Here is a 17,127-nt window from a genome sequence, read left to right on the forward strand (position 1 = left end):
GGTTCTCCGATTCGGAAGGTTCAGAGGGTTCAGAAGAGGAAGGAGCCGTACGGGCCGTTGAAGATCGCGGTCTTCTGGCTCTGGCTGAAGTGCGTGTTCGGGTAGTCGTAGAACGACGCCGACATCGGCGTCCCGTCGGTCGAGGTCGAGTCCGGCAGGCCGAACGCGTGGCCCAGCTCGTGCACCATGCCGCCGTACCAGCGGTTCATCGGGCCGTTGATCCCGGCCGCGCCGTCGGCGTCGTGCTGGCAGAGGATCACCCAGCCGTTGCCTCCGCCGCCGCCCGCGCCCTGGCCCTCGGCGATGACCTCGCCGACGTTGATCCACCGGCTGTCCCCGTCCCGGACGTCGAACCGGCGCACCAGCTCCTGCTGCATGTTGAACACGGCCCACCAGTAGCGGTCGCCGCCGTTGGGCGTGTTCTCGTACCAGCTCTTCACGTGGTCGCCGGTGACGACCTGGACGATCGCGTCGTTGAGCCGGAACGTCTTGCCCAGCTCCTGCCCGTAGTACCGCTGCGCTTCCCGCATCACGTTCGCGATGCCGTCCGGGTAGCGCTGGTCGTAGGGCACGTCGGACGGCCGCAGCAGCCACACCCGCACGGTCTTCTCCGGCGGGGTCTGCGGATCGCCGCCGGACTGGTAGCCAGGCAGCCGCCAGGCGCTCGCCGTGCCGCAGGCCAGCTGGACGAGCACGGCGTTCACCGCCGTGACGCACTTGCCCGAGCCGACCGCGACCAGATTGAAAGCGCTTCCACTGACCTGCAGCCGGAACTGCTGGTTCGTCCCGGAGTGGCAGGCGTACTGGATCACCGCGGCGTTGTCCGCAGTGGACGCACCGTAGATGTCCACACAGCTGCCGGACGTGAACGTGCCGACGATGTAGATGTCACCGGACACCGGGGTGAACCGGAACGACTGCCCGGCGCCGGAAGTGCAGCCCGTCTGGGTCAGTTGCACCGCGCTGTTGCCGTTGGGGACGGTGGCGCACTGGCCGCTCGAGGAGTTGACCACCGTGCTGGTGAAGGCCGTCGCCGCTTGCGCGGTGGCCACCGAGAGCAGACCGGCCACCAGGCACAGCACCACGGCAGCCGCCAGCCGGAATACCAAAGGACGCGTCATCGGGTCCTCGCAATCTTCGGTTTTGTTAGCGTTAACAGGTGGCGGCTGGGTGCGCTCCCGAGTGCCGACCAGGGGTGAGCAGGGACTATTCGACGACCACCGGGATCCAGACCCGCATCGGGCCGGGTTCCCGGTTGCCCCACAGGAAGTACGGGACTGCGGTCAGCTCGACCGGCTCGCCGGGCACCCCGGCCCCGGCGCCGTACAGCTCGTCCGACGCGGGGACCTCGACCCGGCCACGCGCGGTCAGGGCCACCGGCACGTCCGGCACCGGGCCGTCGGAGAACGGCGCCGCCGGATCGATCCGCACGTCTTCGAGGGTGACGCCGTCAGGCAGGTCCGCCTGCTCGAGGCAGTAGACGAGCGGCCCGCGCGTCACCGCGACGCAGCCGCGCACGGCGTCGATCCGCGGGTGCGGGCGGACGACCCGGGCGGGCATCGGCAGTTCGAGCGTCACCGTGGCCCCGCCCGTCCAGTCCCGGCGCACCTCGGCGTAGCCGTCGCGGGCTTCGGCGGGGGCGCCGTCGATCAGGGCGCCCTCGGCCCAGCCGGGGACGCGCAGGGAAAGCATCAGCGGCGCCGAAGCCGTCACGGTCAGCTCGACGCGGCCGTCCCACGGGTATCCGGTGCGCGTCTCGACCCGGACGTCCGCACCGTCCACAGTGGTCTGGATCGACCCGGCGGTGTACAGGTGCACCTGGAGCCCGCCGGGGTCGGCGGTCGCCACGTACCCGGACAGCGAGGCGACGAGCCGGGCGAGGTTGGGCGGGCAGCACGCGCACGAGTACCACGGCAGGCGCTGCGACGGCGCGTCCTCGTGCGAGCCGTCGTGGCCGGTCCGCAGGTGCAGCGGGTTGGCGTAGAAGAAGTGCGTGCCGTCCAGCGCGGTCGAGCCGGCGATCGCGTTGTACAGCGCGCGTTCCATCTCGTCGGCGTACCGGCCCTCGCCGGTCGCCAGCAGCAGCCGCCAGTTCCACTGGAAGCTCGCGATCGCGGCGCAGGTCTCGCCGTACGCGCGATCGGGCGGCAGCTCGTACGGGTCGCCGAAGGCTTCGTCGCGGTGGCGCGAGCCCTGGGCACCGGTCAGGTACGTCTTCGCGCCGAACGCGTCGGCCCAGAGCCGGCGGGCGGAATCGAGGAGTGCGTCGTCGCGGGTCTCGACGGCGACGTCCACGACGCCGGCCAGCAGGTAGAGCTGCCGCACGACGTGCCCGGCGACCTCGCCGGCCTCCCGCACCGGCACGTGGTCCTGCAGGTACCGCGAGCCGAACCGCTCGCCGTTGAGCAGGCCGCGGCCCCGCAGGTCGAGGAAGCGCAGCGCCAGGTCGAGGTACGGCCGGTGCCCGGTCACCCGGTACAGCTCCACGAGTGCCGTCTCGATCTCCGGGTGCCCGTCGACGTCGTCCACGCTGCTGAAGCGCTCCACGATGAGGTCCGCGAAACGGCGGGCGACCGTGACGAGCTGGGCCCCCACGCCCGCCCGCGCGGCGGCGACGGCGGCCTGGATCAGGTGGCCCGCGCAGTACAGCTCGTGGCTCCAGTGCAGCTCCCGCCACTTCAGCTCGGGCTTGTCGACGGTGAAGTACGAGTTCAGGTAGCCGTCGTCCTCCTGGGCCTTGGCCACCAGCGCGGCGGTGGTGTCGAGGAACGCGCGCAGCTCGGCGTCGCCGGGGTTCCGGCCGAGCTGCCAGGCGGCGGCTTCCAGGGTCTTGTAGACGTCGGAGTCGGCGAACCACATGTTGCGGTGGTCGCCGTCGACCTCGCCGGTGACGCGGCGGAGGTTGTCGAGCGCACCCGCCGCGTCGAGCTGCTCGACGCAGTGCGGCAGGGTCCGGCTCGCGTTGCGCTCCTGCCAGCCGCCCAGGAGACTGTCCGGCGCGAAGGCGACCGCGCCGAGGAAGAGCGGACGCAGCGCCGACGTCGCGGCGGAGGTGGGGTGGACGGGCCCGAGGATGCGTTCGGTCATCGAGTGCTCCTTCTCAGCCCTTGAGGGCTCCCGAGGTGAAGCCGCGGACGTAGTACCGCTGCAGGACGAGGAAGACCGCCACGCACGGCAGGGCGGAGACCACCACTCCCGCTTGCAGGGCGCCGAAGTCGACCGAGCCGAGGCTGCCCGACTGGAGGTTGAACAGCGCGACCGGCAGCGTGAACTTCTCCCCGTCGGTGAGGAAGATCAGCGGCGCGACGAACTCGTTCCAGGCCGCGAGGAACGAGAACAGCGCGATGGTCACGACGCCGGGGAGCACGCCGCGCAGCAGCACCCGGCGCAGCGCGCCGCCGACCGAGCACCCGTCGATCAGCGCGGCCTCCTCGAGTTCCACCGGCAGCGCTTCGAAGGAGTTGCGCATCATGAACAGCCCGAACGGCAGCTGGAGCACGGCCATCACCAGGCCCAGGCCGATCAGGGAGTTTTGCAGGCCCAGCCAGCCGAGCAGGATGTACAGCGGCACCAGGATCGTCGTGTACGGCACCATCAGGATGGCCAGGGTGACCAGGAACAGCAGGTTGCGGCCGGGGAAGGCGAGCCGGGCCATCGCGTAGCCGCCGAGCGTGGTCGTCACGACGGTGACGCTCACCGCGACCAGCGCGACCACGGTCGTGTTGAACAGGTAGGTGCCGAGGCCGCTGCCGTAGTCGGCGAGCCGCCGGTAGTTGTCCGTCCCGGAGTCCCCGGCCTCCCGCCCGGTCAGCGAGGAATACAGCGTCCACAGCAACGGAAGCAGGAACAACACGGCCAGCGCGGCGCTCGTCACGTGCAGGCCCGCGACCCGGAGCCGGTTCACTTCCCCTCCCGGCGGATCAGCCGCAGCTGGGCGACGTTCAGGACGATCAGCACGGCGAGGGTGGCCACCGAGACCGCGGCCGCGCGCCCGAGGTCCTGCGAGAGGAACGCCTCGCGGTAGATGTCGATGACGACCGTGGCGGTGTCGTGCCGTCCGCCGGTCAGGATGAAGAACTGGTCGAACGCCAGCAGCGAGCCGGTGAGCGAAAGCACCATCGCGAGCGCGAGCGTGGGCCGCAGCAGCGGCAGCGTGACCCGCCAGAGGATCTGCCACCGGCCCGCGCCGTCGATCCGCGCGGCCTCGTACAGCGCGGGGTCGATGCCCTGCAGGCCGGTCATCAGGATGAGCATGTAGAACCCGGCGAACCGCCAGGTGATCATCCCGACGGTCGAGCCGAGCGCGTTGCCGCCCGAACCGAGCCAGTCCACCCGGCCCAGCCCGAGGAAGTCCACGAGGTGGTTCAGCGCCGAGGAGTCGGTGTTGAACAGGCCGTAGAAGAGCAGGCTGGTCGACGCGAGCCCGACCGCGCTGGGCAGGAAGAAGACCGTGCGGGCGATGCCCGTACCGGGCCGGTCGTGCTGGACCAGCAACGCCAGCCCGAAGGCGACCAGGCTGAGCACGACGGTCGTGACCAGCGTGTACTTGACCGTGAACCACACCGCGCGCAGGAACAGCGGGTCGCTCAGCGCGTCGTAGTTCTTCACGCCGTTGGGGTAGGACGCGCCGACCAGCGGCCAGTGGCTGACCGACATCCACAGCATCAGCCCCAGCGGGATGACGAAGAAGACGGCGACCAGCACGGCCATCGGCGTGGCGTAGGCGATTCCGAGCCGCCGCCGGCCCCGGGCGATCGAGCCGCGGCGGCGGGGTGCCGGCGCCGGGGTCTCCGGCGCCGACACCCGCGGGGACACCAGCGACACCATGATCAGCTGCCGCCGGCGAGGGACTCGGTGACCGCCGCGTTGTGCTGCTTCAGGATCGAACCGACGTCACCGCCGCCGAACACCGCGTCGATCACCGTCGCCGTCCAGGGACCGTTGGCGTCGTTGAACGTCTTGCCGAAGTTGACCGAGATCGGCGTCCGGCCCTCGCTCGCGAGCCGGTTGAACACGCCGAGCCGCGGATCCTGCTTGGCGTAGGCGTTGTCGGCCAGGTCGGACCGGACGGTGATGTTCTTGCTCTTCGCCACGACCTCGACCTGGGCCTGGTCGGACAGCGTCCAGGAGATGAAGTCCCACGCGGCCGCGGCGTGCGTGCTGTTGCTGCCGATGCCGAGGACGTCCCCGCCGACGAAGGACGAGCTGCCGCCGGTCAGCCCCGGGATCGGGGCGACGCCGACCTGCAGGTCCGGACCTTCCTTAATGCCCTGCAACGCGGTCGCGCCCATCGGCTGGATGCCGATCTTGCCGTCGAGGAACGACTGCGTCCACGTGGGCCCGGACTCGTTCTTCGCCGACGCCGGCACGGCGCCGTCGGCGTACAGCTGCCGGAGCAGCGAATAGACCTGGGCGGCCTGGGGATCGTCGAGCGTGGCGGCGGTGCCCTGCTCGTTCAACACCGTGCCACCGGAGGCCCAGATCATCGGCCAGCTGGTGAACAGCTGGCAGCCCGGGCAGGCGCCGCCGAAGAAGTAGCCCTTGACGTCGCCGCCGAGCGCGGCGATCTTGCGGGCGGCGTCGGCCATCTCGGCCAGGGTCGCCGGTGGCTTGGCCGGGTCGAGGCCGGCGCGGGTGAACAGGACCTTGTTGTAGAACATCGCCGACAGGTCGATGTCGTGCGGGACCGCGTAGTGCTTGCCGTCGTGGACGGCGGCCTTCATGTGCGCCGGGGCGAGGGCGCCGTTGAACGGCAGCTTCGTCACGCGCGCGGTCAAGTCGAGGAACAGGCCCTTGGCCGCGTAGTTGGGCGCGTAGACGACGTCGGCCGCCAGGAGGTCCGGCAGCTGCTTCGCGCCCGCGGCGGTGCCGACCTTCTGCTGGTAGGAGTCGGCCGGGAAGACCGTCAGCTTCACCTTGTTCTTGTGGCTCGCGTTGTAGGCGTCGATCAGCGTCTGGCTGAAGGTGGCCGTCGGCGAGCGGGTCCACATGGTGATCGTGGTGCCGTCGTCCACGCTCGCGGTGTCCCCCGCCGCCGACGTGGCCGGGCCGCTCTGGCAGGCCGCGAGGAGCAGCGCCCCGGCGACGGCGGCCGCGGCACGCCCCCGCCGTGCCGTGGATCGGATGTGCGAAGTCATCGACTGTCCTCTCGGGAGGCCGCCGCCTGCGGGGTGTCGAGGAAGCAACCGAGGAAATTAGGAAACCGGTTGCCGACTCAAGCTAGGCGTTCGCTCACCAGCGAGTCAAGAGCTGTTTGCCGTAGTCTTGGCGGGTTACGGTGGGTCGCCGACGACCACGGAGGTACTGTGCCAACCATGCCCCCGCGGAAACTTTCGGAAACTCCCGGAAACCTCGCCAAGCCGGCCACGATCAGCGAGGTCGCGCTGCTGGCCGGCGTCTCGGTCGGCACCGCGTCGAAGGCGCTCAACGGCCGCGGATCGCTCCGCGCCCAGACGCGGCAGCGGGTGCTGTCCGCGGCCGAGCAGCTGGGCTTCCAGCCCAACCGCGCCGCCGTGACGCTGAACTCGGGCCGCACCTACACCGTCGGCATGATCACCACCGACACGATCGGCCGGTTCAGCATCCCGCTCATGATGGGCGCGGAGGACGCGCTGGGCGCCGGCGAGATGTCGGTCTTCCTCTGCGACGCCCGCGACGACCCGATCCGCGAGCAGTACTACCTGCGCACGCTGCTGTCCCGCCGGGTCGACGGGATCATCGTGACCGGCCGCCGGACCCAGGCGCGGCCGCCGATCGGCACGGCGCTGCCGATCCCGGTGGTGTACGCGTTCATCAGCTCCGCCGATCCGCAGGACTGTTCCGTCGTGCCGGACGAGGCGGGCGGCGCCCGCAAGGCGGTCGAGCACCTCCTCGCGACCGGCCGCCGCCGCGTCGCCCACATCACCGGCCCCGAGCACCACCACTCGGCGACGGTGCGCGCGTCCGCGGCCACCGAACGGCTCGCCGAAGAGGGGCTCGGCCTGGCCGGCGCGCCGATGTTCGGCGAGTGGAGCGAAGCGTGGGGCCGGCAGGCGGTACGGATCCTGCTGGGCGCCGGCGACCCCTTCGACGCGGTGTTCTGCGGCAGCGACCAGATCGCCCGCGGCGCGGCCGACGCGCTGCAGGCGGCCGGCCGCCGCGTCCCCGGCGACGTCGCCCTGGTGGGTTTCGACAACTGGGACGTGATGGCCTCGGCCTGTCAGCCGCCGCTGACGAGCGTCGACATGGAGCTCGAGGCGCTCGGGCGGACGGCCGCCGACCTGCTGCTCGCCGCGATCAACGGCGAGCCGTCCCCCGGCAGGCACACCCGGCCGTGCCGGCTGGTGATCCGGGACTCGACCGCCTGAGTCAGCGGCGGGTCCACTGCTGGTTGGCGCCGCCGCCGCAGGCCCAGAGGATGATCTTCGTGCCGTTCGCGGTGGCCGCGCCGCTCGCGTCCAGGCACAGCCCGGACACCGCGTTCGTGATGGTCCCGTTCGCGTTGAGCGTCCACTGCTGGTTGCGCTGGCCGTTGCAGTCCCAGACGACCACGGACGTGCCGTTCGTGGTCCCGCTGTCGTAGGCGTCGAGGCACTTGGTGCCGTTGACGACGAGCTGGCCGCGCACCGGCGCCCACGTCTGGTTCGGGCCCGCCGCGCAGTCCCACAGCTGCGCCTGGATCCCGTTGGTGATGCCGTTGTCGTTCACGTCGACGCACCGTCCGGATTGGACACCGGCGAGCTGCACGCCGTTGCCGCCGGGCAGCGGCAGGATGGTGACGTCGGTCAGCTGCGGCGGGGTACCGGAGAAGGTCAGGGCGTTGGTGTTCCCCTTGCCCAGCGAGACGACGGCGGAGACGGTTTTCGGCGTCCCGCCGGTCGCCGGGAAGGTGAGGACGGTCGGCTGCTGGCCGTTGACGGCGAGGGTGGCCGTCTGCGCGGCGGTGGCGGCGTAGGAGAAGGTCGCGACCGCCGGACCCGTTGCGGCGGCGGTGACCCCGGTGAACCGGGAGCCGTTGGCCGGGTAGCTCGCCGACGCCGTGTCGGTGCCCTGGACGGTCAGCAGCACCGAGTCGCCGGCCGGGACGTTCACGGTGTAGCCGCCTGCGAAGTCACCGGCGTCGGCGGCGCCCCAGACGTTCCGGACGTGCGCGGTGGCCGTGGTCAGGCCGAGGTCGGCCCACCGGACGCTCATGGCCGCCGCCGACGACGTCCGGTTGAGCAACACCACCGCCCGCTTCCCGGTCCCGCTGAGGACCTTCGAGTAGACCTGCAGCCCGGCGGCGTCCTCGGCGACCTTGACGCCCTGCAGACCGCGCGGGTCCCGGTCGACGGCGATGACTTCCCGGTTCGCCAGGATCGCCTTCGTGGCCGCGCTCATCGTCGCGAGGTTGTTGCCCGCCAGCAGCGGCGCGCCCGAGACCGACCACAGGCTCATCTCCGTCCTGGCCTGCGCGTCGGTGAGACCCGGCATGCCGACGGTGAGCATGTCCGGGTCGTTGACGTAGCCGGTGTGCTGCGACACCGGGTGCTGCGCCTGGTCGAAGTTGGTCAGTACCTGGCTTAGGTTCGCCGTCTGGCCGTAGAAGATGATGTCGTTGCTGGTCCGCCACATCGAACCGGTGCCGGCGCCCCAGTTCCACGGGTTCTTCCTGCCCCAGTCGCAAATGGACAGGGTGAGCGTGCGTCCGGTCTGCGCGGTCGCGGCCTTGTCGGCGTCGCTGATGGCCCGGTAGGTGCTCTGCGGATCGAGGCCCTCGGCGTCGCCGCCGCACCAGTCGACCTTGACGAAGTCGAAGCCCCAGCGCTGGAACTGCAGCATGTCCTGCAGGTAGTGGCCTTCGCTGCCGCTCCCGGGGGCCGCGGGCCGCCCGGTCGGGAAGTAGTACCCGCAGCCGTCGCGCCCGGCGTCGGTGTAGATGCCGGCCTTCAGGCCCTTGCTGTGCAGGTAGTCCGCGATCGCCGCCATGCCGCCGGGCCATTCGGCGGTGTCGACGGTGATGTTGCCGGAGCCGTCCCGGGTGCCCTGCCACCAGCCTTCGTCGATGTTGACGTAGCTGTACCCAGCGTCCTTCAGCCCGGATGACACGAGCGCGTCGGCTTGCGCCTTGATCGTGGGGTAGTCGATCTTGGCGGCGAACGTGTTCCACGACGCCCAGCCCATCGCCGGCGCCGGAACCGCCACCTCCGCCGCGGCCGTGCTCGCCGCGGCGACACCCGTCCCCGGAACGATTCCGGCCAGCAACAGGAGCGCGGACAACCCGTGGCGCAGCTTCATGGCATCGCTCCGACTTCGTCGTCGAATAATGTTAGCGCTAACATTCAGTGGTGCGCCTGAATTGTTGACTCGTCCGCGGCTGCCGTCAAGAGGCAAACGACGGGACTTGTGCATCTAGCTTGCTAGCATGCTAGCGTGCAGACGTGGGCGATGAAGACGTCAAGCAGTTCAACGTGTACCTGCCGATCGGGCTGATCCGGCAGGTCAAGCACCGAGCCATCGAGACGGAGCAGTCGCTCTCGGCGCTCGTCGCCGAAGCACTGCGCGCCTACCTCGCCGAACCCACCGCCGAAGAGGAGCACTGACATGACGACCGAGGGCATCGAAGCGCTGTACCTGGAGACCCACAACTGGGGCAAGGCGGCCAAGTTCTTCCAGGCGCTGGGCTACGAACTGGAGTTCGCGACCGACCACAACTCCGGGCAGCTGCGCAACGGCGACGGCCCCTGGCTGTTCGTCGCCGAGGTCCCGGAAACTCAGGAGCCCCGCACGCAGATCGTGTTCAAGGTCCCCGACGCGGGGGCATTCCGGGCCGACGACATCGTCGAGGTCGTCACTCCGTTCGAAGAAACCCATTACGGGACCAGGGAAATGACCGTCCGCGACCCCGACGGCCGGACGTGGACGCTGTCGGCGCCGGGGAAGGCCTGACGTGGCGGCGCCGGACAGCACGGCGGCGCGGACCGCCTTGTGGCGGGCCCTGCACGTCGAGGTCGACGCGCCGCCGCACGTGTTCGCCGACGAGTTCGGCCTGCGGCTGGCCGATCCGGGGGACGGCTGGCGGGACCGCGACGACATGGACCCGGCCACCGCCGGCCGCTACCGGGCCGGCATGGTGGCCCGGGCCCGGTTCGTCGAGGACCTCGTCACCGAACAGGCCGGCCGCGGCGTGGGCCAGTACGTGATCCTCGGGGCCGGACTGGACACCTTCGCCCAGCGCCGCCCGGAAATCGCCGCCCGCTTGCGGGTGTTCGAAGTGGACCAGCCGGGTCCGCAGGCCTGGAAACGCGCCCGCCTGGACGAACTCGGCCTCGGGGTGCCGGACTGGCTGCACCTGGTCCCGGTCGACTTCGAGACGACGTCGTGGTGGGACCGGCTCACGGAAGCGGGTTTCGCGCCGGACGAGCCGGCGGTCGTCGCGTCCACCGGCGTCAGCATGTACCTCACGAAGGAAGCGAACCTCGCCACGCTGCGCCGGATCGCCGGGTTCGCCCCGGGCTCCACGCTGGCGATGACGTTCATGCTGCCGCCCGAACTCCTCGACGAAGGCGAACGCACGCGGCACCGCGCCACCGCAAGCAGGGCGAAGGCGGCCGGGACGCCGTTCGTCAGCTCCTTCTCTCCCGGGGAAATGCTGGAGATGGCTCACGAAGCCGGGTTCCGGGACGCCACGCACGTTTCCGGCGCGGAGCTGAATGAACGTTACTTCGCAGGACGGGCCGACGGGCTCCGCGTCATCCCGGGTGAGGAGTTCCTCGTCGCTACGGCCGGGGCAGCTGCCCGAGATAGGCCCGCAGCATCGTCTTGACCGGCTCCAGCAGTTCGGGTGCGCCGTCGCCGCGGAACACCTCCTGGATCACCGCGTCCGCGGCGAGGAACGCCGTGCGGCACGCCACCGCGGCCGCGTAGTCGTCGCGCAGGAGGTGCTGCGCGACGAGCACGCGATGCACCCCGGTGGCCATCACGCGCTTGTGCGCGCGGTCGGCTTCCCGGGTTCCGTCGGAGAGCCCGCGGCCGAACCACAGCGCGCGGAACCCGGGTTCCGCGCGGTAGAGCCCGGCGAAGGCGTCGACCAGCAGGCCGACGGGATCCGCCCACGCCTCCCCCGCCGCCTGTTCGGCGAACGTGTCCATGAGGTCCTCCAGGCGGGCCAGGTAGACCTCGCCGAGCGCCTCGGTGATGGCGTCGCGGTCCGGCAGGTACTGGTACAGCGCGCCCACCGAGACGCCGGCCTCGGCGGCGACCCGGGTCGTCGTCAGCGCTTCGACGCCTTCCTCGGCGAGCAGCCGGTCGGCGGCCGCGAGCACCTTGGCCAGCTTTTCCCGCGAACGCGCCTGGCGTGGCACCCGGCGCAGCCGGCTCTCGGTCATCCGCTCCCCAAACCTGAACGTGACTTTGATTCGTGTTTATTCTACCCTCGGCGCATGACAACGGCGAGTTCAGCGGCGAGTTCGGAGCTCGAAGAGGCGCGTCGGTCGGTGGCGAGAGCCTGCCACGGGCTCGCGGGCGAAGGCCTGCTCATCGGCAGCGCGGGCAACGTGAGCGTCCGGGTGGGCGAGCACGTGGCGGTGACCGCGACCGGCGTCGTGCTGGGCCGCGCCACGGCCGACGACGTCACCGTCGTCGACCTGGACGGAGCCGTGGTCGCCGGCGAGCGGGCCCCGACCTCGGAACTGGAGCTGCACCTGGGGATCTACCGGCGCCACGACGCGGGCGCGGTGGTGCACACCCATGCACCGAACGCGACCGCGGTGTCCCTGGTCCTCGACGAGCTGCCGTGCGTGCACTACCAGCAGCTGGCCCTCGGTGGCGCGATCCGGGTGGCGCCGTTCGCCGTCTTCGGGTCCGCGGAACTGGCCGCGGAAACCCTCAAGGCGCTCGAAGGCAAGGCCGCCGCACTGCTGGCCAACCACGGCGCGGTTACCTACGGCCCGACGCTCGAAGCCGCGGTCGACAACGCGCTCCTGCTGGAGTGGGCGTGCGGCCTGTACGTGCGGGCCGCGACCCTCGGTGCACCGCGGGTCCTGGACCACGAGCAGCAGGACGCCGTCGTCGCGGCGGCTGTGAGCCGGGGGTACGGCCGATGACGCAGACGGTCGTCACGCTGGGGGCGCACGTGTTCGACGTGCAGGTCCGGCCGGTCGAAGCCATCCCGGAGGGCCAGGGCGCGGCGCTGGTCGAGCAGATCCGGTTCGGGCCGGCGGGCACGGCCGCGGGCACCGCGGTCACGCTGGCCAAGCTGGGTGCGGCGGTCCGCACGGCGGGCGCGATCGGCGCCGACCCGATCGGCGACCTGCTGCTGGCGATGCTCGCCCGCCACGGCGTCGACACGTCCCTGGTGCTGCGCCGCGAGGGCGTGCAGACGTCGGCTTCGGTGCTGCCGATCCGCCCCGACGGCAGCCGGCCCGCGTTCCACGTGCCGGGCGCGAACCTGACGTACGAGCCTTCGGACGCGCCGCTCGGGGAGATCGCCCGCGCGACCCACCTGCACCTGGGCGGCCCCGAGCTGATGGGCGGCGAGAAGGCGGCGAAGATCCTCGCCCCGGCGCGCGCGGCCGGCGTGGTGACGTCGGCGGACCTCCTCGCCCCCGGCGACCCCGGGGTGCTCGCCTGGCTCGCCCCCGCACTGTCCTTTCTGGACTACCTGCTGCCCAACGAAGACCAGGTGCTCGGCCTGACCGGCGCCACCACGCTCGAAGACGGCGCCCGCGCGCTGATCGAGCGGGGCGTCGGCTGCGTCGCGGTCACACGGGAAGCGCGCGGCGCTTTGGTGGTGACAGCGGACGAGACGACCGCGGTGCCGGCGTTCGCGGTCCCGGTGGTGGACACCACCGGCTGCGGCGACGCGTTCTCGGCCGGTTTCCTCCGCGGCCTCGGCCTCGGCCGGTCACCGCGAGAAGCCGCCGTGCTGGGCTGCGCGGCCGCCGCCCTGGTGGCCCAGGGCCTCGGCAGCGACCACGGCGAGTTCGACCTCGCCGCGGCGGACGCCTTCGCCGCCGCCACGCCGGTCCTCGAAATGGCCTGAGCCCGCCCGCGGTGTCATGAACGACTCTTTCCTGTCGACTGGGGGTAGGAAAGAGTCGTTCACGACACTGGCGGACGGGCCGGTCAAGCGCGACCGAGCAATCTCTTTCCCTTGCGCCGCAAGGGCAACCGCCCGGCGACCGCGTCTTCCAGCAACGTCCCCACCGTCTCCCGCGCGCAGGTCTTGTTCGCCCCGATGCCACCCGCCGGGCCGCGCTTGATCCAGCCCGCCACGTACGTGCCCGGGGCGACCCGGCCGGCCACGTTCGGGACCGTTCCCGTGTCCTCGTCGAACGGGAGGCCCGGCACCGGCGCACCCCGGAAACCCGCCGCCCGGACCACCCGGCCCGCCGCGATCTCGACGTCACCCACCGGGCCGGAAACGACCACGCCGCGGACCTCGGTGTCGCCGCGGAAGGCGATCGGTGCCGAGTGGAAGCGCAGGACCACCCGGCGGGTGCCGTCCGGGGGCGGTGCGGACCAGTCGATCGCCTCGCGCGGCACTCCCCGCAGCAGCGCCGCCTTCTCCCCCGCCGTCGCGGCGTCAACGGCCGCGGCGATCCGCGAGTCGTGTGCGTCCACCACGAGGCCGCCGCGGGCGGCCAGCGCCAGCAGCTCCGGGCGCGTGTAGGCCGCCGTCTCCGGGCCGTGCCGGGCCAGCACGACCACCTCGCGCACCTTGCACGACCGCAGCCGCTCCAGTACCGCCGGCGCGATCGACGTCCCCGCCAGGGAATCCGGGTCGGCGGTGAGGATGCGGGCGATGTCGAGCGCGACGTTGCCGGCACCCACGACGACCACCCGCTCCGCCGAGAGGTCGACGGCGGCGACGTCCGGGTGGCCGTTGTACCAGCCGACGACGGTGGCGGCCGGCAGGCTGCCGGGCAGGTCCTCCCCCGGCACCCCGAGCCGCCGGGCCTCCGTCGCCCCCACCGCGTAGATCACCGCGTCGTGCCGGCCGGCCAGTTCCGGACCGGCGTGGACGCCGAGCCGCAGCCGCAGCCGCGGGTGGTCGCGGAACCGGGCGAACGTCTCGCCGATCTTCTTCGTCGACGGATGGTCGGGCGCGACGCCGTAGCGGATCAGGCCGCCGGGCACCGGCAGGCGGTCGATCAGCGTGACGCGCGAGTTGGTGTGCAGCAACAGGTCTTCGACCGCGTACATGCCCGCCGGCCCGCTGCCGACCACGGCGACGTCCAGCGGCGTGAAGTCGCTCGGGAGGATCCGGGTGAACGACGGCGGCGCCCACTGGTGGAAGTTCGGCGCGACGGAAGCCAGCACGTCCCGGCCCGCGTAGTACTCCGCGTTGATGTCCTCGTAGGCCCGCAGCGGCCCGGTAAGCGCACCGGCCGGGAAGATCGCGTCGACCGGGCAGGCGTCGGCGCAGGCACCGCAGTCGATGCACGTCTCCGGGTCGACGTAGAGCATGTCGGTGTGCCCGAAGTCCGGCTCGTCCGGCGTCGGGTGGATGCAGTTGACCGGGCAGACCGACACGCACGACGCGTCGGCGCAGCAGGTCTGGGTGATCGCGAAAGCCATCGTCGGGATCCTTCAGTCAGATCAGGCTCGCGCGCTTGTAGAACCACAGCGACGGCTTGGTGAGCAGTCCCGCGGAGTGCAGGAACTCCATCAACCCGGAACAGCTCGAGCGCAGCATCGACTTGTGGTGCTCGTTGGCCTTCGCCTCGCGCCGCGCGCGTTCTCCGTCGAGCCCGGCGTTCTCGTACACCTTGGCGTTCACCATGCTCGTGACGATGAAGTACGACGCGATCGCGACGACCAGCGCGTTGATCTGCCGCCGCAGCCGGCCGGCGCCGCGCAGCCGCTCGCGGGTCTCTTCGCGGGCGAACTTCATGTGCCGCGACTCCTCGACGACGTGGATGTTGTTGATGGTGCGCACGAACGGCACCACGCGCTCGTCGCGCATCCAGTCGCGCTGCATCACGTCGAGGACCTCTTCGGCGACGAGGATCGCCGCGTAGGCCGCCTCGCCGGTCGCGGTCGCCTTGAAGACCCGGCCCAGCTCGACCACGAACCGGCGCGGCCGGTACGCGGGCGCGCGCAGTTTCGCCGCGCCGCGGGCGAACATGATCGAGTGCCGGCATTCGTCGGCGATCTCGGTCAGCGCCCACTGGAACGCCGGGTCGGTGGGGTCCTTGGCGTAGAAGTCGCGCAGCACCATCTGCTGCAGGATCATCTCGAACCAGATCCCGGTGCTGGCCACCGACGCCGCCTCCTGGCGGGTCAGCTCGCGCTGCTGCTCCGGCGTCATGTCCGCCCAGTAGGAGGTGCCGTAGAGCGTGCTCCACTCCGGGCTCGCGCCGTGGTAGCCGGTGTCGAGCGGCGTCTCCCAGTCGACCTCCTTCACCGGGTCGTAGGACAGCTGCTCCGAAGAGTCGAGCAGGCGCCGCGCCACCGTCTCCCGTTCGCTGGTGCTCGTCATGACCGACCTCCGCGTCAGGTGTTACCGCAGTTCACTGTTACCAACCGTAACATATACTTGGAGACCCGTCGTGAGTCAACTCAGTGAACACCCGTACACTCAGCGCGTGAACTCGGTGACCGGGCCGGAGCAGGACACGGCCGCGCTGCGCCGGCGCGTCCAGGGCAGGCTCACCGCCTCGCTGATCGCCACCCACGTGCTCGGCGCGCTGGTCGTAGTCGGGCTCGCGGCCCTGCTCATGCCGTCGCCGGGCATGTCCGCCGACCTCGTGCGGGTCACCGCGGTCGCCGTGCCGGTGTACGTCGTTTCGGCGGTCGTCGCCGGCACGCTTTGGGGCACCCGTGGGGCGCTGCGGACGCTGCGCTGGGCGGCCGAGGGACGCCGGCCCACCGACGCCGAGCGCGCCGCGAGCCTGCGCGTCCCCCTGCGGCTGACGTGCGTCCAAGCCGTGCTGTGGGGCATCGCGACGCTGCTCTTCGGCGGTCTCGCGGCCCTCTTCCAGCCGGAGGTCATGCTCACCGAACTCCTCGTCGTCGCCTTCGCCGCCGTCGTCGTCTGCGCGATCGCCTACCTGTTCGGGGAGTTCACCCTGCGGCCGTACGCGGCGCTGGCCCTGGCCGGCACCACGCCGCCGCGCCCGCTCCACGGCGGCGTCAACCTGCGGATGCTGCTCTTCTGGTGTCTCGGCACCGGGGTGCCGGTGGCCGGGCTGGTGGTCACGGCGGTGCTGGCCTGGGTGCGCGGCGACGTCTCGACCACGAAGCTCGCCGTGTCGGTCATCGTGCTCGGGCTGGTCGTGCTGTGCTTCGGCCTGCTGGTCACTGTGTTCACCGCCCGGTCGGTGGTCAACCCGATCACGTCGGTCCAGGACGCGCTGAACCGCGTCCGGGCCGGCGACTTCACCGTCGAAATCCCGGTCTACGACGGAACCGAACTCGGCCTCCTGCAAGCCGGCTTCAACGGGATGGCGGCGGGGCTCGCCGAACGGGAACGGCTGCGCGACCTGTTCGGCAGGCACGTCGGCCACGAGGTCGCCCTCGAGGCCATGCGCACTTCCAGCGAGCTCGGCGGCACGGTCCGCACGGTTTCGGTGCTGTTCGTCGACCTGACCGGGTCGACGGCGCTGGCCGCGAGCCGGCCGCCCGAGGAGGTCGTCGAGCTGCTCAACCGGTTCTTCGCGGTGGTCGTCGACGAGGTCGGGCGGCACCACGGGCTGGTCAACAAGTTCGTCGGTGACGCCGCGCTGGCGGTCTTCGGCGCGCCGGCGCCGCTGCGCGACCACGCCACCTGCGCACTCGCCGCGGGCCGCGCGATCGCGCGGCGGCTGGCCGCCGAAGTACCGGACGGGCCCGCCGGAATCGGCGTCGCGACCGGGGACGCGGTCGCGGGCAACGTCGGCGACCCGCGCCGCTTCGAGTACACGGTGATCGGCGACCCGGTCAACGAAGCCGCCCGCCTCACCGAGCTGGCGAAGACCGCGCCCGGCCGCCTGCTCGCTTCGTGGACGGCCGTCGAAGCTTCCGCCGCGGCGGAAGCCGCCCGGTGGACGGCGACCGATGACGTCACGCTGCGCGGGCGCACCCGGCCGACGACGCTCGCGACGCCCCGGGGCTGAGAATCCGGTCACAGCCACGGTTGCGCGTTCTGCGGAAACAGCTTCCGCGACGGTCCGCCCGCCGCGTCCT

At 71.5% G+C, this 17,127-nt stretch carries 16 protein-coding genes; 7 read left to right on the top strand and 9 right to left on the bottom strand.

Annotated features, from left to right (window positions below):
• Positions 1 to 29: 29 nt before the first annotated feature.
• The 5 genes from CF165_RS22520 to CF165_RS22540 form a co-directional block, all read right to left on the bottom strand.
• On the bottom strand, positions 30 to 1,121 hold the full coding sequence (locus tag CF165_RS22520; protein WP_093949524.1) for an RICIN domain-containing protein: 1,092 nt from the start codon (positions 1,119 to 1,121) through the stop codon (positions 30 to 32).
• An 85-nt stretch (positions 1,122 to 1,206) separates the two neighbouring features.
• A complete protein-coding gene (locus CF165_RS22525; RefSeq protein WP_093949525.1) occupies positions 1,207 to 3,087 on the bottom strand; it encodes a glycoside hydrolase family 127 protein in 1,881 nt (626 codons plus the stop codon).
• Between the two features lie 13 nt (positions 3,088 to 3,100).
• The gene (locus CF165_RS22530; RefSeq protein ID WP_093949526.1) at positions 3,101 to 3,904 is read right to left on the bottom strand and encodes a carbohydrate ABC transporter permease; all 804 of its coding nucleotides are present in this window, start codon (positions 3,902 to 3,904) and stop codon (positions 3,101 to 3,103) included.
• A complete protein-coding gene (locus tag CF165_RS22535; protein WP_240521730.1) occupies positions 3,901 to 4,815 on the bottom strand; it encodes a carbohydrate ABC transporter permease in 915 nt (304 codons plus the stop codon). Before CF165_RS22535 ends, CF165_RS22530 begins: the two co-directional genes overlap by 4 nt.
• Before the next feature lie 14 nt (positions 4,816 to 4,829).
• The gene (locus CF165_RS22540; RefSeq protein ID WP_093949528.1) at positions 4,830 to 6,137 is read right to left on the bottom strand and encodes an ABC transporter substrate-binding protein; all 1,308 of its coding nucleotides are present in this window, start codon (positions 6,135 to 6,137) and stop codon (positions 4,830 to 4,832) included.
• A gap of 177 nt (positions 6,138 to 6,314) precedes the next feature.
• Here CF165_RS22540 and CF165_RS22545 point away from each other — a divergent pair, with 177 nt between their 5' ends.
• Positions 6,315 to 7,346: a LacI family DNA-binding transcriptional regulator gene (locus tag CF165_RS22545; protein WP_093949529.1), complete on the top strand. Its 1,032-nt coding sequence runs from the start codon at positions 6,315 to 6,317 to the stop codon at positions 7,344 to 7,346.
• A 1-nt stretch (position 7,347) separates the two neighbouring features.
• Here the strand turns inward: CF165_RS22545 and CF165_RS22550 are convergent, their stop codons facing one another.
• Positions 7,348 to 9,255: an alpha-galactosidase gene (locus CF165_RS22550; protein ID WP_093949530.1), complete on the bottom strand. Its 1,908-nt coding sequence runs from the start codon at positions 9,253 to 9,255 to the stop codon at positions 7,348 to 7,350.
• 143 nt (positions 9,256 to 9,398) lie between these two features.
• Between CF165_RS22550 and CF165_RS22555 the strand changes: the two genes are divergently transcribed.
• From CF165_RS22555 to CF165_RS22565, 3 genes are read left to right on the top strand one after another with little or no spacing between them, the layout of a single operon-like run.
• Positions 9,399 to 9,560 (top strand): ribbon-helix-helix protein, CopG family, encoded by a 162-nt coding sequence (locus tag CF165_RS22555; protein WP_093949531.1) that lies wholly within the window; start codon positions 9,399 to 9,401, stop codon positions 9,558 to 9,560.
• 1 nt (position 9,561) lies between these two features.
• Positions 9,562 to 9,906, top strand: a complete 345-nt coding sequence (locus CF165_RS22560) for a VOC family protein (protein ID WP_093949532.1) — start codon at positions 9,562 to 9,564, stop codon at positions 9,904 to 9,906.
• A 1-nt stretch (position 9,907) separates the two neighbouring features.
• Entirely contained in the window at positions 9,908 to 10,783 is an 876-nt protein-coding gene (locus CF165_RS22565; RefSeq protein WP_093949533.1) for a class I SAM-dependent methyltransferase, read from the top strand.
• Here CF165_RS22565 and CF165_RS22570 read toward each other — a convergent pair.
• Positions 10,737 to 11,345, bottom strand: a complete 609-nt coding sequence (locus tag CF165_RS22570) for a TetR/AcrR family transcriptional regulator (protein WP_093949534.1) — start codon at positions 11,343 to 11,345, stop codon at positions 10,737 to 10,739. The two genes, CF165_RS22565 and CF165_RS22570, sit on opposite strands and share 47 nt — an antisense overlap.
• Before the next feature lie 54 nt (positions 11,346 to 11,399).
• Here CF165_RS22570 and CF165_RS22575 point away from each other — a divergent pair, with 54 nt between their 5' ends.
• Together CF165_RS22575 and CF165_RS22580 are read left to right on the top strand one after the other, a co-directional pair.
• A complete protein-coding gene (locus tag CF165_RS22575; protein WP_093949535.1) occupies positions 11,400 to 12,062 on the top strand; it encodes a class II aldolase/adducin family protein in 663 nt (220 codons plus the stop codon).
• On the top strand, positions 12,059 to 13,000 hold the full coding sequence (locus CF165_RS22580; RefSeq protein ID WP_093949536.1) for a carbohydrate kinase family protein: 942 nt from the start codon (positions 12,059 to 12,061) through the stop codon (positions 12,998 to 13,000). Before CF165_RS22575 ends, CF165_RS22580 begins: the two co-directional genes overlap by 4 nt.
• A gap of 83 nt (positions 13,001 to 13,083) precedes the next feature.
• Here the strand turns inward: CF165_RS22580 and CF165_RS22585 are convergent, their stop codons facing one another.
• The gene (locus CF165_RS22585) at positions 13,084 to 14,538 is read right to left on the bottom strand and encodes an FAD-dependent oxidoreductase (protein ID WP_093949537.1); all 1,455 of its coding nucleotides are present in this window, start codon (positions 14,536 to 14,538) and stop codon (positions 13,084 to 13,086) included.
• A 16-nt stretch (positions 14,539 to 14,554) separates the two neighbouring features.
• Positions 14,555 to 15,442, bottom strand: coding sequence for an AurF N-oxygenase family protein (locus CF165_RS22590; protein ID WP_093949538.1), 888 nt, complete (start codon positions 15,440 to 15,442; stop codon positions 14,555 to 14,557).
• Between the two features lie 106 nt (positions 15,443 to 15,548).
• Between CF165_RS22590 and CF165_RS22595 the strand changes: the two genes are divergently transcribed.
• Positions 15,549 to 17,057, top strand: a complete 1,509-nt coding sequence (locus CF165_RS22595) for an adenylate/guanylate cyclase domain-containing protein (protein WP_093949539.1) — start codon at positions 15,549 to 15,551, stop codon at positions 17,055 to 17,057.
• Positions 17,058 to 17,127 lie beyond the last annotated feature (70 nt).

It is taken from the genome of Amycolatopsis vastitatis, from assembly GCF_002234595.1.
Classification (GTDB): domain Bacteria; phylum Actinomycetota; class Actinomycetes; order Mycobacteriales; family Pseudonocardiaceae; genus Amycolatopsis; species Amycolatopsis vastitatis.